The following is a 24,757-nucleotide window of genomic DNA, read 5'->3' as shown; positions in this document are numbered from 1 at the left end:
TTTTAATCTAATTTATATGTAATTATTTATTAACTTTCTCTTTAAAAGGTAAGAAGGTAGATAGGAAAGTGATAATCGCTAGTCCAAAGCCGAATCTTTCAGTTTGATCAATTACTAAGTCATTTTTCCACTGATAAATGAAAGAAGCGATTATTAAAAGTAAAGCAGCGCCTCCAACATATCTTACTATTTTTCGTGAAGATTCATCTTTAAGTCTTACAAACATGTATATCATCCTTTCGTTTTTATTAAACAATTCGACAAACTAATTTTTAGGATTTGATATTAATAATTCATCTATTAAATTTATTTAATTTTTTGGATTAAAATAGATATCTTCTATGTACTAGGTAAATGTAATGAACTATAACTATCTAAATGAAGAATGATAGTTTACATGTAGTTAAATCCTTTTCATTAAGTTTATCGTAATTCAAGTATATGATGCTGTGTTTGTTAATAACAAGTAGTAAAATCACATGAAAAAAATGGACGAAAACCCCAAATTTTAACCATAAAATTTAACAAGCCATCTAGAAATAATCATAGTATGAATGTAAAATTAAAATGTGTGATACATTTTTTTACATTTGTGAAATTATACATTTTCTTAATATGAAAGATTAAGCAATACATAATGGCTTATTTAGTAAAAAGCATGAAATGGTTAAGCAGGGAGAGTAGAAAGATGGAAATAGGGGAACGTATTCGCCATGTTCGAATGCATAAAGGATTAACTCAGGGGGAGCTCGTATCAGGAATATGTTCAATAACATATTTAAGTAGAATAGAGAGTGGAAAAATAAAACCGTCATCTTCTTTTATAAAAAAGGTTTCTAAGAAGTTAGAATTTAAGAGCGATTATCTTATAAATGGAAATTACGAGGAGATACAGCTTACTATTTTTAAAATATGTAATAAGTATAAAAAAGATAAAAGTATTACAGAAGCTGACTTATCTTTGTTAGAATTATACGTTCGTGAAGTAGATTCAATCCCTTTATTACTAAAGGGATATGGTGTACTTATATACTATCATGCCCGACAAAAAAACGTGTTATATGTGAAGTCGCTTATAGATCAAGCTTCGCAAATGATACCAAGTCAGGTCGAAATGCAAGATCCTGAAGATTATATTTATTATTTAAAAGCTCGAGGTTTATATTTTTATAATAAACAAGACTACAGTGCTGCTCATGATATTTATGTACAGGCTGAGAGTTTACTTGGTGCAGAAGAAACTGAACAACATGGTCATATATACTATAATTTATGTCATGTATATAAGGAGCTTTATAAAGATAAAAGTATTAGTCGTTTGTATGCCTTAAAAGCTTACAACATATACAGAAAAAATGGTATGCAGAAAAACGTAATAAATACACTTTTAATGCTTGCAATATTGTATATTATGGATGAGTTATATGAAAAGGCACTTGAAATTTTACAGCAAGTAGAAAATAGTTTGGATACTAATGGTGATTCAAAGTATTTACCTATCATTTCATATGATTACGGTAAAATTTATCAAGGTTTGAAAGACTATACGAATGCTATTAAATACTACGAAAAAACTTTGGAATTAAGTGAATTTTTATCACAGAAAGATCAAAAAGTATATGCGTTACGAAACATGTTGGAGATTTACATAGAACTTAAAGATTGGAAAAATGTTAATAAGGCTATGAATGAAGCATTTCATTTTTTATCGATTTATGATGTGCCAATTGCATTTGTCCAACTATATGGTTTGAAAGCTAAAGTATTCAAAATACGTGGGGATTATTATGAATATGAGAAAAATATGCAAAAAGCAATTGAAGTGGGATTAGAAAAAAAACAACATCGCTTAGTTGCTGAACTATCCTATGAACTAGGTAACTTTTATAATGAAAATCGCTCTTATAAATTATCTGCGAAATTTTATAAAATATCAGTTGAAAATAAAATGGATTTATAAAGAAGTTTAGTCAAAAATTCTTATAAATTGTAAAAGGTTATCCAAAAAGTATATTCTATACTTTTTGGATAACCTTTTTTATTGCCATTCTATTATTATTGTTTGATATGGTAAGACTTCCTTTTATTAGAAATTAATACTTTTTCCAGTAGCAATACCATTCATCTGTTTATGCTATTTGCGTTTCAGTAGCAGGGAGTATAAATAAAAATGTGTTTATAAAAATCTAAATATTTAAAGATATTAAAATTTTATCATTTCATATATAATTGTGTTGGGAGAAATATCTGTAACTATTTGTAAAAATAGGAGGCGGCTATAAACATGCAAGAAATTGCTAGGTGGAATTTAGATCGATTGTATCCGATGGAGGATATTCTAACCCCACTATTGGGGTTGAAAGAACAATATTTTGTAACAAAAGATAGAGAGATTCTTTCAAAACTTATACAAGCTATTGAAAAAGCAGAATACTATTTGTATTGTCGATCGGCTGAAGAAAGTATTTTATCTAACAATACTATATTGACTGTGAAGGTAAAGGAACTGAAAAGTGAAGTACAGCAAGTAATACAACAAAGTGAAGTGGAAACTTCCGATAATACTAAGTTATTAAAAGATGAACTGCATGCATGGGAAAATATGTACATACAATTAAGGGATAAGATAGAAATAGAGCACAATAATAAACAATTATCATTTGGCCAAGCAAATAATATTGCAATGAATAGTGATAATGAAAAGGAAAGATTAGAAGTATTCGAGTTATTAACAAGTGCCTTACATAAGGAAAAAGAAATCTTCGCTACTGTCTTAAATCAAATTGGGAGATTACGCAATACAAAGAGTAATGAATTAGAAGATAGAGAGATTTTAGCAGGGTCCCTTCATGCGAATGGTATTTCTGAAACTGTATTATTACAAATGTGGAATGCGACAGAAGAAAATCTTGATACATTAGTAAGTGCTTTAAATGTGTATAAGAAGGGTAAAGCTTCGATTACATGGCATGAACTTATGACTGTAAAGGAAAATAATGAGGTTAATATCCCTTTTTCAGTAGCAGTACAAAACATATATGATGCATTAAAAGATATTGATGAAGAATTAGCAGAATTTGCACGGAATGCAATAGAGAGTGGATGGATAGATGCGGAACTGAGAGATAATAAACCACCAGGTGGCTTTTGCGCTCCTTTTTTCAGTGAAAAAGAATCACGAATATCTATGCGTTATGACGGAAGTATTGATAGTGTAAGGATACTTGCGCACGAACTAGGACATGCTTGGCATTTTTATAATATGAGTTTTGAGCAATCTACTTCTTTTTTAGATGATTATTTGCCAATGAGTACGGCTGAATCGGCGTCTATTTTCTTTGAAATGATACTCTTAAACTATCTAATTCAAACAACAGAAAGTATAGATATGAAAAAGTCATTGCTTAGTTGGAAAATAAGAAACTGTTTTAATTATGTAATGGCAATACGAGCATCGTTTCAATTTGAGAAGAATTTTTATGAAAAGTGTAAAGAAGGTTCTTTAAGTGCTGATGAAATCGAAAAATTATCTATAGCAGCGCAAGAAAAAGCATACGGGAATGCATTATCAGAATATCAGCCGTTTGTTTGGATGAAATATGTTCAGTTTTATATAGCTGATGTTCCTTTTTACAATTATCCGTACACATTTGGTTATTTAGCTAGTTTTAGTTTATTAGAGATGGCTCAAGAAAGTAAAAGTACTTTCCATCCGAAATATAAAGAGTTTTTACGAGATACAGGAAAAGCTCCAGTGGAAGAGCTTATGAAAAAATATTTTGAAATAGATATAACAAGCTATGCATTCTGGGATAAAGCTTTTAAACAAATTTCTAAAGATATTGATGAATATTTGAGGGGTATTTAGAGTGAAAAAGGGGACTACATACATGAACAAAATCGGCATTATCGGAGCAATGCAAATTGAAATAGACTTACTTTTAGAAAAACTAGCTATAGAAGAAGAACAAACAATTGCGGGGATGCCTTTTTACATTGGCGAATTCATGGGAACAGAAGTAATTATTACACGTTCTGGTGTAGGGAAAGTAAATGCAGCTGCATGTACGCAAACGTTAATTCATAAATTTGGTGTAGATGCTATCATTAATACAGGTGTTGCTGGCGGGTTACACCCAGATGTAAAAGTTGGTGATATCGTTATTTCAACGAATGTTACCCATCATGATGTAAGTAAAACTCAAATGAAAAATTTATTCCCGTTCCAAGAAGAATTTGTCGCAAGTAAGGAATTAATAGAGTTAGCACGTATTGCATGCAATAGTAGTAGTTTACATATGGAGATTCATGAAGGAAGAATCGTCAGCGGTGAATGTTTTGTTGAGGATTCAAAACTAAAAGCGGAATTAATAGACGATTATGCACCACATTGTACAGAAATGGAAGGTGCAGCAATTGGACATGTTGCGTACATAAATAATGTACCGTTTCTCGTTATAAGATGTATTTCTGACAGTGCAGATGATGAAGCTCAAATTTCGTATGATGACTTCGCGAAAACTGCCGCAAATTATTGTTCAGAAATTATCGTTGAGATGCTGAAAAATATATCGAGTAATACTTATAGTTCAAAAGGAGAGAATGAAATGTTACAAGCATTAATTTTTGATATGGACGGTACGTTATTTCAAACAGACAAAATTTTAGAATTATCGCTAGATGATACATTTGATCATTTACGTTCATTACAATTATGGGATACGATAACACCCATTGATAAGTACCGTGAAATCATGGGTGTGCCTTTACCGAAAGTTTGGGAAGCTTTATTACCAAATCATTCTCTTGAAGTAAGAGAACAAACCGATGCATATTTTTTAGAAAGATTAATTGAAAACATTAAGAGTGGAAAAGGTGCATTATACCCAAATGTAAAAGAAATTTTCACATATATAAAAGAAAATAATTGTTCAATTTATATTGCTAGCAATGGTTTAACTGAATATTTACGAGCAATCGTATCTTATTATGATTTAGACCAATGGGTTACGGAAACATTTAGTATTGAACAAATAAACTCACTTAATAAAAGCGACTTAGTAAAAAATATTTTAAACAAATATGATATAAAAGAAGCAGCTGTAGTTGGGGACCGGTTATCTGATATAAACGCAGCGAAAGATAACGGCTTGATTGCGATTGGATGCAATTTTGATTTTGCACAAGTAGATGAACTTGCTCAGGCTGATATGGTAATAGATGATTTACTGGAGTTGAAGGAGATATTGCCTGCTGTGCAGAGATAATAAAGGTGTTTAATTTATAATAAAATCATTTGAAAAATAATATAATTATTTAAAAATCCTTCTTCCACTAACAAAGTAGATTAGCTCATTAAGGAATTAAAATAAGAACTTGTAGTTTCTGAAGAAATGGAAAATAGAAAGATTTTTTTATTCAAAATAGACACTGTTATTCAGAGGTAGATTGAGATTTCAATTCATTTGTGATGAATTAGTAATAGTTTAATTTCTTGAAAAGTGAGTAGAGGATTATAAAGTGTGTGTAGTTTTTTGCTAATTTCTATATATATTATTTTACGGAGGAAATATGCTTAAAGATAATTTTAAAATTGGTGATATTCCCGCGGTTTTATGGGGAGATAAAAGTGAAAAAATTTTTATTGCAGTACATGGAAATATGTCAAATAAGCAAGATGAAGTTATTCAAATATTAGCTGAAGAAGCTAATCAAAAAGGTTATCAAGTATTAAGCTTTGATTTACCTGAGCATGGAGAAAGAAAAAATGAAAATACTCCTTGCAAAGTACAGTTTTGTGTTAGGGAATTATCTATAATTATGGATTACGCAAAAGAACATTGGAAAGAAGTAAGTGTGTTTGCATGTAGTATGGGAGCGTATTTTAGCCTTTTATCTTATCAAAATGATGTGATAGAAAAGGCGTTATTTTTATCACCAGTAGTTAATATGGAACGAATTATTGAAAATATGATGAAATGGTTTAATATAACACCAGAGCTTTTGCAAGAAGAAATGATTATAGAGACACCGATTGGTCAAAAGTTATATTGGGATTATTTATGCTATGTAAAAGAGCATCCTATTAGTACATGGAATACAGATACATATATTATGTATGGAGCTAAGGATGAGTTATGTGAATTTGAAACTATAAACTATTTTACAAAAAAATATCGTTGTGAATTAGAAATCATGGAGACAGGTGAACATTATTTTCATACTGAAGAACAGTTAAAGATTTTTGAACTGTGGTTACACAAGCATATAGATTAACAAATTATAACTTAGCTTGAACATGTTAGAGTAGAATGATGAATTTATAAATGGATATTATATTTGAGAGACACTATAAATGTAAATGTATTCACTTAAGTAAACAACTGCTTTAGTTCAATAAGACTTAAAGAACTATATTATCGATTTAAATCTGAAGTGAAGAATACACATACTAAGAATTGTATAAAGTAATAATCATAAAAATGCTCAGAATAAATGATTCTTGAGCATTTTTATGTATTTTTAAATTAAGGGGGAATTTACTTGAAAGATATACATATTCAACAAATTAAAGATTTAATGATATACGAACACGATTATCTTGTTCAAGAAAGCAAAGACGAAGGATTTAATTTCCTAGTAAAACTAATAAGTGATTATGAAAATAAAATAAACACATTTAATAAAACTGGAGAATGTTTATATGGTATTTTTCAGGGGGAAAAGTTAATTGGAATAGGAGGGCTAAATCAGGATCCGTATACAGAAAAAAATAAGATTGGTAGGGTAAGGAGATTTTATATTGCAAAAGAATACCGAAGGAAAGGATTAGGGAGGTTACTGTTGGTGCGAATTTTAAGCGAAGCTAAAAAACATTTTAATATTGTTGTCTTACATACAGATACAGAACAGGGTGACAAATTTTATACTTCGAGTGGATTTGTGAAAGGGACAGAATATGTAGGAGCAAGCCATTATTTGAACTTATATAAAAGGATGTAATAAATTATTATTTACCACTCTAATAGAACTTTTGTTCTGTCTAGTGTAGATTGATGTTATAATTTATATGAATCTAATATTAGAATGGGGAATTGGATGATGGGAGAAAATAAAATTATTAATGATTTCAATGAATATTCAATTTGGATACATACATTGAAAGGTATGAAAGAGGAATTGTGGGTGGCACCAATATCAGAGGGGAAATGGACTGTTGGCGAAATCGTATCTCATATTATGAACTGGGATGACTATCTATTACGTGAGACATTATCATCAGTGAGAGATGGAAAGGGAATGGAGTTCCCGGATTTTGATACATATAATAAACTAGCATCTAGTTATGCCAAATCCGGTATATCTAAGGTGAAACTTCTTGAAGAAGCAAAAGCTAAAAGAGAGTTACTCGTAAAGGAACTTAGATTACTGCATGATGAAAAACTAAAGAAACCTTTAAAAGCCAATGGAGTATCACACTGTCCTCATACTGGAACGCCGTATTCTCTTATATATATTATTAAAGAAATTATAGAGCATGATAATCATCATAAAAGACAGGTTATTCATTTTTTAAATGAAAATGTAGTTGCTAACATAATAAGAAAGATCCCACAAATGATATTTATGGGATCTTTCTTACATTATAATTTAACATTCATTTCTTTCAATAATCCCTTCGGATCACCTTTTACATAATAGAAATGTGGATTATTTTCATCATCGTAAAGCATAATATAAGGTTTTTGATTAAGGGGTAGAAGGATTAATATTTCATCAATTGTTGTATGTAACCATTGATTTGTAATAGAAACTGGTTTAGATAAAGGGATTTTTATCATGTGACCATCTTTTGGAACGACATTTAAGTTTTTGAACGGGCCAGTAATGGATTTAGCATATTGAACAGCTTCTTTTTGAATAGCTGGATCTAAAGATTGTTTTTGAACGACCATTTCTTTGTGACAATCAAATACTTCAATTTGTTGATTTGTATTTGCGAACACATTTGTCGATAATAAGAAACAAAGAAGAGTAATGACCCCGATTTTTTTAATCATAATACAACACCTCGTTTTTACAATACCCTTAAAAGGTTCAAATATTTTTCTGTCACATACATGTAACAAAGAAGTTGTATAATACAATTGATTTTTGTTTAAAAGCAATGGAGGATAATTCATGAAAGTATTAATCGCAGATGATGAACAGGATATGTTAAGGATTTTAAAAGCTTATTTTGAGAAAGAAGGCTTCGAAGTTTTATTAGCGAAAGATGGAGAGGAAGCACTTCAAATATTTTATGATGAGAAAATAGATTTAGCGATTTTAGATTGGATGATGCCAAAACATAGTGGTATTACTGTTTGCCAGGAAATAAAAAATAATTCAAGCGTAAAAGTATTAATGCTTACGGCGAAAAGTGAAAGTGAAGATGAATTAGCAGCGCTTCAAAGTGGTGCAGATGAGTACGTAAAAAAGCCATTTCATCCAGGCGTACTCATTACTCGAGCGAAAAAGCTTATACAGCATGATGATGTCATTCAAGTTCAAGATTTGAAAATAGATTTTACTAAAAATAAAGTTTATAAAAATGACAAAGAGTTAGATATTACAAAAACAGAGCTAGAATTAATAAAGTGTTTTTTAAATCATAAAGGCATGATTCTGACTCGTAAAAAATTGTTAGATATCGTATGGGGATTTGACTATTTTGGAGAAGAACGAACAGTTGATACACATGTAAGAAGGTTACGTAAAAAAGTAGGAAAATATAATAAAGACGCATCGCGGGCTAGGATATAGTTTGGAGGAACAGAGTGAATAAACTTGGAAAAAAGCTATTTCTCAGCATTTCTTTAACTGTAATTCTTATTTTTACGATTTCTTTATTATTAATTAACTACTTATTACCGAAATATAATATTTACAAAACGCGAGAAAGTTTAGAAGGTATTACAGCACAAATACAGTCCATACCGAGTGAACAACTAGATGAAGCAATTTCTAGCATTGAAAATGAGGGGAATGTTACGATTGCGTATACATCCATAAAAGATTCAGAAGATCATATTAATGATGAGTTACGTATGCAACTTACAAAAAAGAGAGTTGCTCTTAATAAACTTTGGATTACAAAAAAAGAAATAATGAAAGTAAAGAATTTCGGCCAGTCGAATAAAATATATGATCAAGAAAAGATGAAATCTAGTTTTTTTGTGAAATTTATTGCGAAAGACGATATGTTAATTTTGGTAGGGGTTTCTATCGCACATTCAAATGAAGTGCTAAAAACGCTAAACGCATTTTATTTATACATATTAGGTATTACAATTTTTCTCATTATCGTACTTGTATGGATACTTTCAAAAACAATCACCAGACCATTGAAAGAATTAAGTGATGTTGCAGAAGATATTTCACGTCTGAAATTTGAACGAGCGAAAGTGAAAACAAATGATGAAATAGGAGACTTAGCTAATAGTATTAATATCATGAGTGAAAAACTACATGAAGCACATGAAGATTTAACAGATCGTAATGAACATTTAAAACGATTTATGGGTGATGTGACGCATGAATTAAAAACACCAATCGCGTTAGTGAAAGCATATTCTATGGGAATAAAAGATGGTTTAGATGATGGTACGTACGTGGATACTATTATTAAACAAACAGATCAAATATCAAATTTAATTGAAGAATTATTACGATTTTCTAAAATGGAAAGAGATGTGCTGCAAAAAGAAGAATTTCCTATTGTATCACTAGTCCAAAGTATATTAGATAAGCATAAGATTGAGCTAGAGTCGAAAGAAATCAATTTACAAGTGAATTATAATGTTGGTAATGCAATTATTTATGCAGATGTAAATAAAATGAGAATGGTGTTTCAAAATTTAATATCTAATGCAATAAAGTATACAGCAAACCAAAATATAAAAATCACATTAGAAGATCGAAATGAAATTGTATATTTTCAAGTTCAAAATGGTATGAATGCTGAGCAAATGAAAGATATCGATAAAATTTGGGAACCTTTTTATGTCTTAGACTCTTCTCGTAGTAAAGAACATTCAGGTACAGGACTGGGCTTAGCAATCGTGAAAAGTATTTTAGAAAGACATGGTTTTGACTATGGAGTCTCTACTATAGAGGGAGAGATACAATTTTATATTCATATGAAGAATGAATAATTCAATACTATTAGAAGCATCGCCTATTAATAGGCGATGCTTTTTTATTGATTATATGTGAGTAGTAAGTCAAAATATATAACCTTGAAAGCTCGTTGAAGAGTGTTATACAAATTTCTCAAGTTATTGTATAAAATATAAACTGAATTTTCAGTAATTTTATTGTATAGTAAAAGGAGAAATATATGGGGAGGAAAGGGCATGGGGAAAAAGAAAATAGCTACACTATCAGCAATATTATCTTTATCAATTACATCAGGAGTTTCTAGCATGACTGCGTATGCAGACAATAAAGAAACAAACTACATAAATGAGAATGACGTAAAGTTAAATGGAAAAGTTTCAGAAGTGTTACAATCAAACACAAAAATTGAATTAGAAAACGGGATGACAAAACCGATTTATTCGCTTGATGAAGCAATTATTGAAAATTTATTTGTAGAAACAGAAGTTGATAGTGATCGAGATGGAAAAAAGGATCGTGTATCGGTAAAAGTTATGCGTCCAAAAACCGATTCGAATGTGAAAGTTCCCGTTATTTATGAAATGAGTCCATATCGATCTGGCTTAAAAGATGTTCCTGTATATAATGTAGATGAAGAATTGTATGCGTATGAAGGGAAACCGTATGGAGCTGTTAATCTGGGTTCATACGGAAATTATTATGTGCCAAGAGGCTATGCAGTCATTTTAGGTGAAAGTATCGGAACTGGGAAATCAGATGGATGTCCAACTACTGGGGATGAGCAAGAAATACTAGGAACGAAGTCTGTCATTGATTGGGTAAATGGACGTGCGAAAGCATATACAGAAAATGGTGAGGAAGTTAAGGCTGATTGGTCTACAGGAAATGTAGGTATGACAGGAGTTTCTTATAATGGTACGTTACCGAATGCCGTTGCGACGACTGGTGTTGAAGGTTTAAAAACAATTATTCCAATCGCAGCAATCAGTAGTTGGTATGATTATTATCGTGCAAACGGTGCAGTCATTGCACCAGGTGGATACCAAGGAGAAGATATAGATAATATGGCAGAAGCAGTACTAACAAGAGAAAATCCTGAAGTTTGCGGACAAGTAATAAAAGAGTTAACAGCTGGACAAGACCGAAAAACGGGTAATTATAATGATTTTTGGGATAAACGTAATTATGTAAAAGATGCTAAAAACGTAAAAGCGAGTGTATTTGTTGTTCATGGTTTAAATGATTGGAATGTAAAGACGAAGCAATTTGCGCAATGGTGGGATGCGCTTGGAGAGAATGATGTTCCTCGTAAAATGTGGTTACATCAAGGTGGACATGGTGGAACATCAACGAATGATTGGCAAAGAACACAAAATAAATGGTTCGATTATTGGTTATATGGAATTGAAAATGGCATTATGAATGAACCAATGGTTGATGTACAACGTGAAAATAAAACGTGGGAAAAATTAAAAAACTGGCCGGATCCAGCAGCTGTCCCGTCAAAAGTTCGTATGTATTTAAGTAATAAAGCAGTTAATTTGCCATTAAGTATGGGCTCTGTAAATAAAGTTTTCTCATTCGTAGATGATGCAAAAATGAAATCAAACCAATTAGTAGCAAACCCAGAATTAGAAGTAGCAAATCGATTAGTGTATACAATGCCTGTACTGCAAAAAGATACGCGTATAAGTGGTACAACAAAGATTTCAATTACAGGGAATATTGATCGATCTGTATCAAATTTAACAGCATTACTTGTTGATTATGGAGGAACGAAGCCAGAAATCGTAACGAGAGGCTGGATGGATCCGCAAAACTTAAAGAGTATAGAAAATTCAACAGCAATTCAACCGGGTAAAGATTATACATTTACCTGGGATATGCAGCCAGATGATTATGTATTTAAAGCAGGGCATCAAATAGGGGTCGTTGTAATCGCAAGTGACTATGATTATACAATTAGACCGAAAGCAGGCACGAATCTTACAGTGAAATTAAGTGAAGTGACATTGCCAATTGTGAAATAAATAGTTAAGGATAAAGAGCTTACTGCATAGTAAGCTCTTTACATTTGGAAAGGGGGAGTTTATTATGAATTTTTATTAGCAGAAACAAAAATACTTATGATATAAAAAACAATCGCATTTAGGATTAAGAGTCCACTAAAGGTTAACCCAGCAGCACCTCCAGCGAATCCATCTCCAACTTTTTCGCCAATTACATGCAAAGTGGCGAAGAAAACGATGGGGGAAGAAAGAATGAAAATGCCACTGGTAATTTTCCATATTTGCCTATATTTCTTTGCTATAAAGAAAATTAAAGCATTAAAAGCAATAAGAAGTAAAAGAAATATAATTAATGAATTCATTATATCCTCCTTTTAATAAAAGTCTGAATTTTCATTTTTTCATTTTCGTTTCGAAGGGAATATTATACAATAGGATTATATTGTATGGAAAGCGAGTGATATATTATGACAGTCAGCTCTTTCGAATTTTTATTAAAAATAAAGGTACAGGAAGATTAATTGAATGAAAATCTTCCATACGTAAAAAACGGAGGAGAAAATAAATGTTTAGTTTTTATAGTACACTTTGCACGGAACTGTATGATTACACAAAGCCTGTCGGTTATTCTTTAAATGGTGATATTGAGTATTACGAAAAACGTTTAAAAAATTGCACCGGAAGAATTCTCGAAGCAGCAGTAGGATCAGGGCGCGTCATCATCCCGCTTCTTGAAGCTGGTTTTACAGTTGATGGGGTTGACTATTCACCTGAAATGCTAGAATCGTGCCGCATACGATGTAAAGAGAGAAGCTTACATCCTAATTTATATGAAGGAAGCTTACAACAATTTTCACTGCCACATAAATATGAAGCAATTATCATTCCAACTGGATCTTTTTGTTTAATTGAAAATCGTACGGATTCTATAAACGCATTGAAATGTTTTTATGAACATCTTAATCCAGGCGGGCGATTAATCGTAGATGTTATGCTTCCGTATAACTGGAAGACTGGGGAGATTCATACATCGACTTTTTCTTTGCCGAGCGGAGAAGGAATTACATTAGAAAATAAATCAATTGAAATAGATTGGCTGAACCAAGTTACTCTATCATATTTAAAAATTGAAAAATGGAGTAAAGGACAGTTAGTACAAACAGAACTACAACGCTTTGCGATGCGCTGGTATGGAATAGACGAGTTTAAACTTCTGTTAGAAAGTATAGGTTTCTCTAACATTACTTGCTCCGCTGACTATGTTTATGGAAAAGAACCGTCAAATGCAAATCAAATGTTTACTTTTGAAGCTGTGCGAAACGAAAAATAAAAAACTATGTATGAAAACAAGGGAGTCGATATAATATCGACTCCCTTGTTTTAGTTGTGATTTCCTTGTGGGTTATTATATATGCATTGTCCAAGCATTTTTCTACTAATTACATATACTATTTATGTTAAAGTCAGTCATTATTTTAAATAGGGCTGTTATTTTACTATAAATGATATTTTAGAGCAGTAGGGGGGATAAATTTGGAAAACGTAGAACAAGGAAGAATTGAAAATCAAGTGTATTCAAATCGTGTAGTAAGATCTGAATTTGATGCAAATTGGGAAACATGTATATCAAAAAGTGGTTATGTAATTTATGTAGCAACAAGTAATAATGCTGAAGTAATAGTACTTCTTGCAGATGCTTCAAGTAAATTATTAATTTTCGAAAAAGGCGGTAAAGTAGTAGTAGGCGGCGGTGGAACAAGTCACTACAGTAAGCCACATATTGCAAGAAATATTTAAGGTAGTACATGTATTTGAGAAGAAGCTGGAAAACGGATAGTCATTCATGTTTAGAGCATGTATGACTATCCGTTTTTATTTATTTAAATCATTTTAGAAGGACTTGATTTGTTATAAATAATTTTAGATGACCAGAGAAATTAGGAGGGAATTGTACGGGTAAGAGTTTAAGATATATTGTAGGTTCGGAAGAAACATATAAGCAATTTAAAAAAGCATTTCTTATTTCGGGAAATGCTTTTTCTATGTTATAGTATAATAGTGTTTTAAAACGATGTTATTTTAATATACCTCAAGTTTAGTTGTGTATTATTTTTATATTAAATTAGCTGCGTAAGTATTTTTTTATATAAGGAGTAATAATTAGAGAAATGAAAAATATAGACTTTATACTAGAAAGTGACGAAGCATTAAAACCGTCTGAACGATTAGTACTATTATTATTAGAGAAGCATAGAATGTTATATACGAACGATCTATTAGCATTATCTAATTTATCATATAAAACATTAACAGATTCATTAACAGCGCTCGTTTTAAAATCATATGTGTTAAAGGAAACCGGTAAGGGAAGACGACAAAATTGTTATAGATTGGTATGATAAGAGTACTGATTTTAGAGAGTTTATACTAACTTTTTCAAATGTAAGGAAAAATATCGTTTTTGTTTTCAAATGAAAAACAATCTACAATGCACGCTTAAATATTTAGATTTCATTTTTATTAATGGTAATTCTATTGTTGTTAAAAATAGAAAAATAAACTGCATAAAAAAGAAATAAAAAAACAATCCGTTTTAAAAATGGATTGTTTTTTATTGGAATAATATTATTTGATATGTTGAGAGTATGAATGCTTATTCTACTTCGCTTGTATACTTTTCAGGTAATAATTCCATTACGTTACATTTTACAAGTTCACCATTATAAGAAAGTATAACATTCGTATTTTTTCCGTAATCACTTATCAATTCTCGACACATTCCACACGGAGCAACAACCCAACATTTTTCTATATCTTCATGAGGGTGTGGGTGAGCAACTGCTACAATGGTATCAAATTCATGATCACCTTCGGAAATAGATTTTCCGATTGCCATTGCTTCACCACATACTGTTATTCTTCCAACATTCGCTTCAACATGCACTGCTGCATAAACATTACCTGTTTTAGTTCTTACTGCTGAACCGATATGATGACGACCATATTTATAGTTTTTTTCAATCACTTTTTCAGCGGCTTTAATTAAATCATAGTCTTCACTATGTAAAGGCATTACTTGTAACATAATTTCTCCTCCATATTAAACATGATTAATGTTATTTTAACAGAAAATTTTAATATTTAAAATAAAAGATAGGGTTGGATAGATAATATTATTATGTAAACTGTTGTTTTGACAGGAAAATATAATAATTAATAGAACATACTAAAGAGATTACTTTTAAAATTTGATAGGTGGGAGATTATTATGAAGATTTTACAATCAATAGCACAAGCTGCCATAAGTGGTAATAAGGAAAAAATAGTGGATTCTATAAAGACGAATCCAAGTGCAGTTAACGAATTTAGTGACGATGGCTGGACTTTACTTCATTTAGCGGCTTATTTTGGGCAAAAAGAGTTAGCAAGTTTTCTTTTAGAAAGTGGAGCAGATATACATAGTAGAGCAAAAAACGAAAATGAAAACACACCTTTGCAAGCTGCCATCGCGAATAAGCAAAGTGAACTGGTTGCTTTCTTAATTGAAAAAGGGTCGGATGTAAATGTTATACAAAGCGGCGGTTGGACGGGTCTCCACGAAGCAGCATTATTAGGAAATGAAGAAATTATTGTATTGCTTCTTAAAAATGGAGCTAATAAAACGATTAAGAAAAATGATGGAAAAACAGCATATGATATTGCATTAGAAAAAGGACATGAGCACCTTTTAGATCATTTGCACCAGGGAGCGAACGTATGATGAATAAATGGAGTGTAGGTATATTTTTATTTGATGATGTAGAAGTGTTAGACTTTGCAGGGCCATTTGAAGTTTTTTCTGTAACTGAAGTACATGAAGAAAAACCATTTACTGTGTATACAGTTAGCCAAAATGGAGAAATGATTACAGCAAGAAACGGATTAAAGGTAAAGCCGGATTATAGTATTGAAGATTTACCACCAGTTGATATTTTAATCATACCAGGTGGTAAAGGCGTTAGGGAAAATGAAGTGAAAAATGAAACTATAATAAATTGGGTTCGACAGCAAATGAAAGAAGTAAAGCTAATGACTTCAGTTTGTACTGGAGCACTATTACTCGCGAAAGCTGGTTTACTGGAAGGGTTACAAGCAACAACACATTGGGCTAGTATTCAAACTTTCAAAAAAGATTTTCCGAATGTAGAAGTAATGGAGAATGTGAAATTTGTAGATGAAGGGCACATCATTACATCGGCAGGGATTTCAGCTGGTATTAACATGTCATTTCATATTGTGAAGAATTTGTTTGGTGTGGAGATTGCTGAGGAAACAGCGAAAAGTATGGAATATGATATTGATTTACAAAATTAAAAAAGTCCAATTTGGGCTTTTTTCTTATTTTGAGTGTATATAGGTTATGATCTATGCTCTAAACCTAAGCTCTTAAACAGTTATTCTGGTTTTATCGAATGTACGACAATGCATCTTTTTTCTCCTTGTAAGTATGTTGAAATAAGGAGAAATTTGTGTGTAAAAAAACTCTTCTACAATAGTAGAAAAAGAATAACAGAAACTACTATTTTATGGCAGCATACATAAAAAAATTCAATGTAAATATGGAAATGTCGTCGAATGCTATCTTTAATTGGTTAATTTGTGAGATATTTTTGTGAAGGAGCTTATTTTATAAGAATAGAATTAAAGTTAGTAAGAGATCATGCCGATGGTAGTGAAAATATATGTGTTAGGGGGATTTCATAATGAGGAAACTCAAGCGAATAAATGTTCCTAATATACAAGAACAACTATCACAGTCTAATGAGAATCGAGCAATTAATAAGAAAAAACTAAGGCGATTTATATTCATGTTTATATTTATTGCGGCGGCTACTTTGTACGTTCAATTTATTTTAACGAAACAACAAGAAATAATTGTAGAAAAAAAAGATACAATAACGAATCAAAAAAAGCAATTGGTTTCTTTAAAGAAAAATCAAGCTTCTTTAAAGACTAACATAGAAAATTTAACAGACGACGAGGAAGAAATTTTGAAGTTTGCGAGAAAAGAATATCAATTTTCAAAGTCAAATGAAACAATATTTGTTTTGCCGAAGTAATGTAATAGAACAGTTAGCGATTGCTAGCTGTTTTTTCATGTATGGATGGCATGGTACAAGAAACAATCACATATTGTAAAAATGAAGAGTTTGAACTGTTTTCATAATTATGGAATATATACCGTAATAAATGTTGTTAAAATTCTGTCAATTGTATTATAATACAAGGTAAGCGGATACATTTCTTAATCAACGTTGAGTTTATCGCTCATACGACTATTAAGAAAACCGTTATCCCGTAGTAGAAAGGAAGATAGCTGTGTACGCTTCAAATACAATTTATGTCATAGGGGATGCGAAAGCACCCCAAAATAATCCTATTACCGAAAAGTTCAAAAGTTTTTTTGTAGCATTTGTACTTGTTAAGGAAACAGGGGAAATTGTAGATGCAGATTGCTCAGCGACAATTGCATTAACATCACAATTTGTTAAATATTTGTTTCTACATAAAAATATTAATGATCCACTATTGGTAACAGAAATAAAAAATAGATACTTTGGTTCGTCTCAAAAAGCACTACTTGTAGCATTAAAAGATGCACAGAAAAAATATAATCAAATCGCTGCTTTGTCTACCCATTCCTAGACAAAATCCAGCCATAAGAATCTTCTTATGGCTGGATTTTTTATTTCACATTAACTTCCTACATGAAAAGTAAGCGAAAGAGGAGATTTATTGTTCCCAAAAAATTAATCATTTTTTGGGAATTAAGGTTCCACTTTGTCAGACAACGAAAGGATGAACAATATGAAAATTACCGATGTAAAAGTAAATCGTAGACGTGTAAATCTTCATACACCGTTTAAAACGGCGCTTCGTACCGTAACCGAAATAGAAAGTATAGATGTATATATTCATACGGATGAAGGAATTGTTGGCAAGGGGGCTGCAGCCGCAACACCAGTTATTACGGGGGATTTCGCTAACGGGATTGAAGCAGCAATTTTAGGGCCGATGCGTTCCTGTTTAATTGGTCAAGAGATCATTCAGTTTCAGCAGTTACTGCAGCGCATTCAAATGAGTTGTATTGGAAATCCAAGTGCGAAAGCGGCGATAGATATCGCTTTATATGATGTATATTGTCAATATCAAAACGTTCCACTTTACGCATTATTAGGCGGGAAGAAAGAAATTCATACAGATATTACGGTGAGTGTAGATGAGCCTTTTATTATGGCAAAAGAGGCAAAGCAACATGTAGAAAAAGGATTTCAAACTTTAAAAATTAAAGTGGGAAAATCTGCTCATTTAGATTTAGAACGTATTGAAGCAATTCGAAATAGTGTACCAAAAAATACGACGTTACGATTAGATGCAAATCAAGGGTGGAATCCAAAAGAAGCGGTTACGATCATTAAAGAGATGGAACATCGTAATTTAAACATCGAATTTATTGAACAACCTGTTCATGCGAAAGATTGGGATGGGCTAAAGTATGTCAAAGATCATGTACAAACGCCCATTATGGCAGATGAAAGTATATTTTCAGCGAGTGATGCATTGAAAATCGTTCAAGGAGGATATGCAGACTTGCTAAACATTAAATTAATGAAGTGTGGTGGCATACGTGAAGCGTGGCGTATTGCAGATATCGCCGAAACAGCAGGTGTAAAATGTATGGTCGGTAGTATGATGGAATCTTCACTTTCTGTTAGTGCTGTAGCCCATTTAGCTGCTGCACATCCTAATATTTATTACTTCGATCTAGATGCACCACTTTGGTTAATGGAAGAACCAGAAGGAATGACGTATTCTGGATCAAAGGTAAACCTTCAATCGACAGTGAATAGTAAATCTTAGGAGAAGAGACTAGTAAACTATCTTTTAAGGGGGATATTTATGAAAAAAGTAGGAACTGTATTTTTAACAACTTTATTTATATTTTCATCGTTCACATCAGCACATGCTGAAGAGAAGAAAGATAGTAAAGCGTTTATCGATGTATCTGCCGCAACACTTTGGACTGCACCTGATTCATTACGGCCAATTGATGCACCGAGTGCTACAAATCCAGCTGATTTGTGGAAGTGGACAAAATCAATGACGCTTGATGAGAAACTTTGGTTAACAAATGCAAATAAATTAGAAACGCAAGCGTTATTAGGTCAAGAAGTAACGGTTGTTGATAAAAAAGGTGACTGGGTGAAAGTGCTAGTCCATGGCCAGCCAACACCACGAAATGAAGAAGGTTATCCAGGTTGGATGCCTGAAAAACAATTAACATATAATCAAGAATTTGCAGATAAAACAAACGACCCTTTCGTTTTAGTAACGAAACCGACAGCCATTTTGTATATTAATCCTTCTGAAAAACATAAATCGCTTGAAGTGAGTTATAATACGCGGCTGCCGCTACTTAGTGAAGATACAATTTCATACCGCGTGTTGTTACCAAACGGACAGAAAGCTTGGCTACGAAAAAATGATGGGACGGTTTACCGTTCGCAAAATGATATTCCAACTCCGGCGGCTGATGATTTAATAAACACTGGAAAAATGTTTTTAGGATTACCGTATATATGGGCTGGTACAAGTGGTTTTGGATTTGATTGCTCTGGATTTACACATACAATTTATAAGTCACACGGTATTACTATTCCGCGAGATTCTGGTCCGCAATCGAGAAATGGAGTTGCAGTTGATAAAGAAAATTTACAAAAAGGCGATTTAATCTTCTTTGCACATAATCAAGGAAAAGGTAGTGTTCACCATGTTGCTATGTATATTGGTGATGGAAATATGATTCACTCACCGAGAGCTGAAAGATCGGTAGAGATTATACCGCTAAATACACCAGGTTATATAGAAGAATACGCTGGAGCTCGTCGTTACTTACCTTAAAAAAAGAGGGGGGTTTTTAAATGAAAAAAGTTGTTCGTTACTCATTAGTTAGTACTCTATTAGTCTCTTCATTTTTAGTTGGTTGCGCAAAAGAAAAAACTGCAACAAAGCCGAAAGATGAGAAGAAAGTATTACAGTTACTAGAAACTGGTGAAATTCCGTCGTTAAATTCAGGGAAAGTAACAGATGCGGTCTCGTTTAACGTTTTAAATAACGTAATGGAAGGACTATTCCGTCTATCGAAAAATGATGAAGTAATTGAAGCCGGTGCACAAAAATATGAAGTGAGTAAAGATGGAAAGACATATACATTCCAATTGCGTGATGCGAAATGGTCTAACGGGGATCCAGTAACCGCTCATGATTACGTATACGCTTGGAAGCAATTGATTAATCCAGATACCGCTTCTCAATATGCATACATTGCGTACGATGTAAAAAATGCTGAGAAGATAAATAAAAAACAACTAGGTCTAGATGAATTAGGCGTGAAAGCGAAGGATGATAAAACATTCGTCGTAGAGCTAGAACATCCTGTACCGTATTTTACGAAACTACTTATTTTACCATCTTTCTATCCAATTAACGAAAAATATGCGAAAGAACAAGGCGATAAATACGGATTAGAAGCAAATAAAGCGGTATATAATGGGCCATTTACATTATCTGAGTGGAAGCATGAAGCGAGTTTTACAATGAAGAAAAACGATAAGTATTGGGGTAAAAAAGAAGTGAAGTTAGATGAAGTAAACTATCAAATTGTTAAAGAAATTTCAACTGCGGTAAATTTATATGAAACAGATAAAGTTGATAGAGCGGTCATTTCAACAGAATTCGTAGATAAATATAAAAATAATAAAGAGTTAAAACAATATACAGATCCGGTTATGTACTTCTTCCGATTCAATGAAAATGTACCAATTCTTAAAAATAAAAACGCAAGGCTTGCGCTAAGTACAGTGTTTGATAAGAAAGGTCTTGCGACTTCATTTTTAAATGATGGTTCGGTTGCTGCAAACTATTACGTACCAAAAGGATTCTTAAAGGGGCCAGATAAAAAAGATTTTAGAAGTACGACAGGTGAATTTAATAAGACTGATGTAAAACAGGCGAAAGAATATTGGGAAAAGGCGAAGCAAGAGACAGGTACAAATGAAGTGACGCTTGAGTTATTAAACTATGACTTAGAAAACTTCAAAAAAGTAGGAGAATATATTAAAGAAGAGCTGGAGAAAAACTTACCAGGATTAAAGGTAAATGTGAAATTACAACCACATACGCAAAAACTAGCGCTAGAGAAAAAGAAAGAATATGAAATGTCATTATCACGCTGGTTACCGGATTATCCAGATCCAATGACTTACTTAGAAGTATTCCTTTCTGGAAGCAGTGTGAATAATACAGAATATGCAAATCCAGAATATGATGCGTTAATTAAGAAGATTAAAACAGAATTAGGCAATGATGAAACAGCTCGTTGGAAAGCAATGCAAGATGCTGAAAAAATGTTACTGGATGACGCAGTAATTGTACCGGTATTCCAGCGTGGATTATCATACTTACAAAGGCCATATGTGAAAGATTTATATGTACATCAATTCGGTCCAGCTACAAGTTTAAAATGGGCAGATGTACAAAAATAAAAGTATAAAAAAACAGACTGCACATGTGTGACAGTCTGTTTTTTTATTTAAAGTTAAATGAATAGTCCAAGTTATAATTTACCAGTCTGTAAAAAGCGATTGAAGGGGCAGGATGCTTATGTTAGAAGAAAAGAAAGTAATAGGTACAAAAAAGATTGTTCATGAGGATTTATTTTATTGTATTAAAATAACAAAAGTGAACGTAAAAAAATGGGTTGATAACAAAATAGGAATAGTGTAAAATTACACTAAATAATACATAAGTTACTTTTCAGGGGTGAGAGAATTGAATAAAGAGCTTACAATCGAACTCATATCAACAAGAATAAAGTTAATTCGTACGGAAAAAGGATACACACAGGAAAAAATGGCTGAAGTTCTTGGTATTTCAAAAAAAACGCTTGTTCAAATTGAGAAGGGACGAACAAATGCAGGATGGACCAATACCGTAGCAATTTGTGCATTGTTTAGGGACAGCGAAGTTTTACAGTCTAGTCTAGGAGATGATCCATTAGTAGTCATTGCAACTATAGCACATAAAAGCATGAACAACGCCAAACAGAAAACACTGGGAGGAAAAGTCTGGTGGAAACAGATTCAAGAAAAAGGGAACTTTCGTTTACAACAAAATCTAATTAGTCAGCATTATCGTATTTTAGATAAACAAGATTATCGTTGGTTTAACTCGTTTGATTTAGAAGAATCACTTGGTCACCTTGAAAAATTAGCAGCAGATTCAGAAAATCAATAGACTACAATGACCCAAAATAAATAGGAGGAATTTACATATGCTCATCTTAAGTCTTCTTTGGATTCTATACTCACCTTATCTCGTATTATGCGGATTTGCGGGTGGGATTTACTTAATAATAACAGGGGCCAAATATCATAAACTACTCGTGAGTATTATGGGATTACTCAGTGTTTCCTTTGTCGTACTGCCTTATATTTTTTGGGGGCTTGGCGTTGAGGGGAGTCAATATCTTGATATCCCAACCGAACTATACTGGATCCTATTTTCTTTAACGGGTCTACTATCAGGGGTTATAGGTTTACAGTCAAAAATTAAAGGCATACGCAATATGGGATTTATTATTTTTACTAGTGGAATAATCGGAGTCTTTTTCTATTATTTAATGTCTGTACCTGGTTCTATGTATATTAGATAGTTTTTTCTAAATTCGATTTATCTACTACTATATGATACTGAATTCAAAAGGATAGTAACACAAAGGAGATGCTATAGCGTCTCCTTTCTACTGTGGTCAAAATGATTGAGATCTTTGCTAATACACGCTTGTTTAAATTTCTTAGTATTTAGTAGATAACGAATATCAAAGAGATTATCATAAGAAAGCTGAATATGATAATTAATAAGATCAAGTACTGCAAAGACAAACGAAGAAGAGTAGGGAAAAGACTATCCTTCTTTTCTGCTAGCGCCATATATACAAGTATTATAAAATGGTACGAGAAATGAGGAAAATATACTTTACATAATGTAAAATATATCACCTGATGGATTATAGACATTTTATATATTTTTTCATGTCTTAAAAATAAAATTATTAGTAAAATTCCAGTGTGAAATGTATGTAGAATCTTGTATAATTAACGTGTTTCTATGGAAACATTTTCTTGAACTATTTATATAGTACTTAATAGAACAAGGAAAGAAATACATACATGTATATAATAGATAAATAGAATGGAACATGTATAGAGAAAAAGGAGAAAAAGATGACGTGTCAAAAACAAGGGTTACAATTTAATAGCGATAGAAAGAGGAAGAGACGATGAAAATGAAGCATGCTTTTGGACCTATAATTTTAGCGTGTGTGCTTTTTTTCATTATCATACTCATCCCATCGAAAAGTTTAGTATCACTTATTAGTGATAAGAAGGTAGAAGATGCGGCAACTTCCTTACAAAAAGAAAAATTACAAAGTGTTTTCTTACAGCAAAAAATGTTAGAGAATTCGCAGTATTTACCGATGTATGGTTCATCTGAATTTTTACGAATGGATGCATATCATCCGTCTAATTATTTCAAAGTAAATCCGGCAGGTTTTACACCATTTTTAATTGGAACTGGTGGTACACAAAGTTTGGCTCACATTTTAAATATGACGTCAACATTGGATGAGTTGGAAGGGAAAAAAGTCGTCTTTGTTCTTTCGCCACAATGGTTTACAAAGACTGGGGTATCACAGGGGGATTTTACAAACAATTTCTCCAAACAACAAGCATATCATTTTATTTTTAATGATGAAATAAAATTTGAAATGAAGAAACAAATCGCGAAACGACTATTAGATTATAAAGTTGTTCAAGAAGATGATATATTAAAAAATTCTTTGGAAGGAATTGTATATAACGATACGAAACATAACATAAAAGCAGGTTTAGTCAAACCAATCGCTTATATGCATCGAAATATTTTAGATCATAGAGATTTATTTAACTCCTTATTTAAGATTGAGCCGATGAAAGAAAAAACAAATATGGGACTACGTTCAATTTCTTGGGTAGATGCACGTAAACATGCGGAGGAAGAAGGGAAAGCGGAATCTACTACAAACACATTCGGAATTGAAAATCCGTATTATCATAAGAATAATTTTAAGAAAAAACTAAAAGGTTTAAAAAACTTTAGAGCAAATGAATCGTATGAAGAATCACCAGAATATGATGACTTACAAATTGTTTTAAATATTTTTAAAGAGAAAAATGTTAAGCCGCTCTTTATTTCTGTACCTGTAAATGGACCATGGTATGATTACGCTGGTTTCCCTAAAGAACGCCGAGAAGTGTATTATAAAAAAGTTCGGGAACAAGTTGAGAAAGCAGGATATCCAGTAGTCGATTTCTCTGGCCATGAATATGATAAGTATTTCTTAAAGGATACAATTCATTTAGGTTGGAAAGGCTGGATTTACTTTGATGAAGCAGTGCAAAACTTTTATGCTGAGAAATAAAAACGAATAAAAAGGAACGGCTATA

Annotated in this window: 25 protein-coding genes and 2 pseudogenes; 23 read left to right on the top strand and 4 right to left on the bottom strand. The window is 32.0% G+C overall.

What is annotated here, in order from left to right:
* Nucleotides 1-22: 22 nt before the first annotated feature.
* The gene (locus tag KZZ19_RS13935; RefSeq protein ID WP_000498066.1) at nt 23-226 is read right to left on the bottom strand and encodes a hypothetical protein; all 204 of its coding nucleotides are present in this window, start codon (nt 224-226) and stop codon (nt 23-25) included.
* A 462-nt stretch (nt 227-688) separates the two neighbouring features.
* Between KZZ19_RS13935 and KZZ19_RS13930 the strand changes: the two genes are divergently transcribed.
* The 6 genes and pseudogenes from KZZ19_RS13930 to KZZ19_RS13905 all read left to right on the top strand — a co-directional run.
* The gene (locus KZZ19_RS13930) at nt 689-1,960 is read left to right on the top strand and encodes a helix-turn-helix domain-containing protein (RefSeq protein ID WP_088096692.1); all 1,272 of its coding nucleotides are present in this window, start codon (nt 689-691) and stop codon (nt 1,958-1,960) included.
* 324 nt (nt 1,961-2,284) lie between these two features.
* A complete protein-coding gene (locus KZZ19_RS13925) occupies nt 2,285-3,868 on the top strand; it encodes a M3 family metallopeptidase (RefSeq protein WP_237980231.1) in 1,584 nt (527 codons plus the stop codon).
* 22 nt (nt 3,869-3,890) lie between these two features.
* Nucleotides 3,891-5,267 carry a 5'-methylthioadenosine/adenosylhomocysteine nucleosidase gene (locus KZZ19_RS13920; RefSeq protein ID WP_237980233.1) on the top strand — a complete coding sequence of 459 codons (1,377 nt, stop codon included), beginning with the start codon at nt 3,891-3,893 and terminating at the stop codon, nt 5,265-5,267.
* A gap of 304 nt (nt 5,268-5,571) precedes the next feature.
* Nucleotides 5,572-6,276, top strand: coding sequence for an alpha/beta hydrolase (locus KZZ19_RS13915; RefSeq protein WP_237980235.1), 705 nt, complete (start codon nt 5,572-5,574; stop codon nt 6,274-6,276).
* Between the two features lie 267 nt (nt 6,277-6,543).
* Nucleotides 6,544-7,002: a GNAT family N-acetyltransferase gene (locus KZZ19_RS13910; protein ID WP_088096688.1), complete on the top strand. Its 459-nt coding sequence runs from the start codon at nt 6,544-6,546 to the stop codon at nt 7,000-7,002.
* Between the two features lie 99 nt (nt 7,003-7,101).
* Nucleotides 7,102-7,596 (top strand): annotated as a pseudogene (locus tag KZZ19_RS13905) (DinB family protein); the annotation flags it as partial.
* Nucleotides 7,597-7,643: 47 nt separating this feature from the next.
* On the opposite strand, the gene KZZ19_RS13900 reads toward KZZ19_RS13905, so the two are convergent.
* Nucleotides 7,644-8,060 (bottom strand): hypothetical protein, encoded by a 417-nt coding sequence (locus KZZ19_RS13900; protein WP_237980239.1) that lies wholly within the window; start codon nt 8,058-8,060, stop codon nt 7,644-7,646.
* A 121-nt stretch (nt 8,061-8,181) separates the two neighbouring features.
* Here KZZ19_RS13900 and KZZ19_RS13895 point away from each other — a divergent pair.
* The 3 genes and pseudogenes from KZZ19_RS13895 (at nt 8,182) to KZZ19_RS13885 (ending at nt 12,191) form a co-directional block, all read left to right on the top strand.
* Nucleotides 8,182-8,827 (top strand): annotated as a pseudogene (locus KZZ19_RS13895) (response regulator transcription factor).
* Nucleotides 8,820-10,196, top strand: coding sequence for a sensor histidine kinase (locus KZZ19_RS13890; protein WP_088096685.1), 1,377 nt, complete (start codon nt 8,820-8,822; stop codon nt 10,194-10,196). Before KZZ19_RS13895 ends, KZZ19_RS13890 begins: the two are co-directional and overlap by 8 nt.
* A gap of 201 nt (nt 10,197-10,397) precedes the next feature.
* A complete protein-coding gene (locus KZZ19_RS13885) occupies nt 10,398-12,191 on the top strand; it encodes a Xaa-Pro dipeptidyl-peptidase (RefSeq protein ID WP_237980243.1) in 1,794 nt (597 codons plus the stop codon).
* Nucleotides 12,192-12,253: 62 nt separating this feature from the next.
* Here the strand turns inward: KZZ19_RS13885 and KZZ19_RS13880 are convergent, their stop codons facing one another.
* Nucleotides 12,254-12,532: a hypothetical protein gene (locus tag KZZ19_RS13880; protein ID WP_348637993.1), complete on the bottom strand. Its 279-nt coding sequence runs from the start codon at nt 12,530-12,532 to the stop codon at nt 12,254-12,256.
* Between the two features lie 203 nt (nt 12,533-12,735).
* Here KZZ19_RS13880 and KZZ19_RS13875 point away from each other — a divergent pair, with 203 nt between their 5' ends.
* The 3 genes from KZZ19_RS13875 (at nt 12,736) to KZZ19_RS13865 (ending at nt 14,569) form a co-directional block, all read left to right on the top strand.
* Nucleotides 12,736-13,500: a class I SAM-dependent methyltransferase gene (locus tag KZZ19_RS13875; protein WP_348637992.1), complete on the top strand. Its 765-nt coding sequence runs from the start codon at nt 12,736-12,738 to the stop codon at nt 13,498-13,500.
* A 203-nt stretch (nt 13,501-13,703) separates the two neighbouring features.
* Entirely contained in the window at nt 13,704-13,967 is a 264-nt protein-coding gene (locus KZZ19_RS13870) for a hypothetical protein (RefSeq protein WP_088096681.1), read from the top strand.
* 371 nt (nt 13,968-14,338) lie between these two features.
* Nucleotides 14,339-14,569 (top strand): hypothetical protein, encoded by a 231-nt coding sequence (locus KZZ19_RS13865; RefSeq protein ID WP_000789031.1) that lies wholly within the window; start codon nt 14,339-14,341, stop codon nt 14,567-14,569.
* 254 nt (nt 14,570-14,823) lie between these two features.
* On the opposite strand, the gene KZZ19_RS13860 is transcribed toward KZZ19_RS13865, so the two are convergent.
* Entirely contained in the window at nt 14,824-15,255 is a 432-nt protein-coding gene (locus tag KZZ19_RS13860; RefSeq protein WP_088096680.1) for a cytidine deaminase, read from the bottom strand.
* 183 nt (nt 15,256-15,438) lie between these two features.
* On the opposite strand from KZZ19_RS13860, the gene KZZ19_RS13855 reads away from it, so the two are divergent.
* The 11 genes from KZZ19_RS13855 to dltD all read left to right on the top strand — a co-directional run bounded on the left by KZZ19_RS13855 (nt 15,439) and on the right by dltD (nt 24,732).
* On the top strand, nt 15,439-15,930 hold the full coding sequence (locus tag KZZ19_RS13855) for an ankyrin repeat domain-containing protein (RefSeq protein WP_237980245.1): 492 nt from the start codon (nt 15,439-15,441) through the stop codon (nt 15,928-15,930).
* Entirely contained in the window at nt 15,927-16,523 is a 597-nt protein-coding gene (locus KZZ19_RS13850; protein ID WP_237980247.1) for a DJ-1/PfpI family protein, read from the top strand. Before KZZ19_RS13855 ends, KZZ19_RS13850 begins: the two co-directional genes overlap by 4 nt.
* A 389-nt stretch (nt 16,524-16,912) precedes the next feature.
* Nucleotides 16,913-17,269, top strand: a complete 357-nt coding sequence (locus tag KZZ19_RS13845; RefSeq protein WP_088096677.1) for an FtsB family cell division protein — start codon at nt 16,913-16,915, stop codon at nt 17,267-17,269.
* A gap of 259 nt (nt 17,270-17,528) precedes the next feature.
* On the top strand, nt 17,529-17,855 hold the full coding sequence (locus KZZ19_RS13840; protein WP_088096676.1) for a DUF3870 domain-containing protein: 327 nt from the start codon (nt 17,529-17,531) through the stop codon (nt 17,853-17,855).
* Between the two features lie 153 nt (nt 17,856-18,008).
* Nucleotides 18,009-19,070 carry a dipeptide epimerase gene (locus KZZ19_RS13835; RefSeq protein WP_237980249.1) on the top strand — a complete coding sequence of 354 codons (1,062 nt, stop codon included), beginning with the start codon at nt 18,009-18,011 and terminating at the stop codon, nt 19,068-19,070.
* Between the two features lie 39 nt (nt 19,071-19,109).
* The gene (locus KZZ19_RS13830; RefSeq protein ID WP_237980251.1) at nt 19,110-20,111 is read left to right on the top strand and encodes a C40 family peptidase; all 1,002 of its coding nucleotides are present in this window, start codon (nt 19,110-19,112) and stop codon (nt 20,109-20,111) included.
* Between the two features lie 20 nt (nt 20,112-20,131).
* Nucleotides 20,132-21,754, top strand: coding sequence for a peptide ABC transporter substrate-binding protein (locus KZZ19_RS13825; protein ID WP_237980253.1), 1,623 nt, complete (start codon nt 20,132-20,134; stop codon nt 21,752-21,754).
* Nucleotides 21,755-21,872: 118 nt separating this feature from the next.
* Complete coding sequence (locus KZZ19_RS13820) at nt 21,873-21,995, top strand: hypothetical protein (RefSeq protein ID WP_265413020.1); 123 nt, start codon at nt 21,873-21,875, stop codon at nt 21,993-21,995.
* A gap of 45 nt (nt 21,996-22,040) precedes the next feature.
* Nucleotides 22,041-22,505 (top strand): helix-turn-helix transcriptional regulator, encoded by a 465-nt coding sequence (locus KZZ19_RS13815; protein ID WP_237980254.1) that lies wholly within the window; start codon nt 22,041-22,043, stop codon nt 22,503-22,505.
* A gap of 37 nt (nt 22,506-22,542) precedes the next feature.
* Nucleotides 22,543-22,923, top strand: coding sequence for a hypothetical protein (locus KZZ19_RS13810; protein WP_002120023.1), 381 nt, complete (start codon nt 22,543-22,545; stop codon nt 22,921-22,923).
* A 627-nt stretch (nt 22,924-23,550) separates the two neighbouring features.
* Nucleotides 23,551-24,732, top strand: a complete 1,182-nt coding sequence (gene dltD, locus KZZ19_RS13805; RefSeq protein ID WP_088096671.1) for a D-alanyl-lipoteichoic acid biosynthesis protein DltD — start codon at nt 23,551-23,553, stop codon at nt 24,730-24,732.
* The last annotated feature ends 25 nt before the right edge of the window (nt 24,733-24,757 follow it).

Source organism: Bacillus thuringiensis (assembly GCF_022095615.2).
GTDB classification, from domain to species: domain Bacteria; phylum Bacillota; class Bacilli; order Bacillales; family Bacillaceae_G; genus Bacillus_A; species Bacillus_A cereus_AG.
Note: the sequence above shows the minus strand (reverse complement) of the source record. Positions and strands in the feature narration are given on the sequence as shown.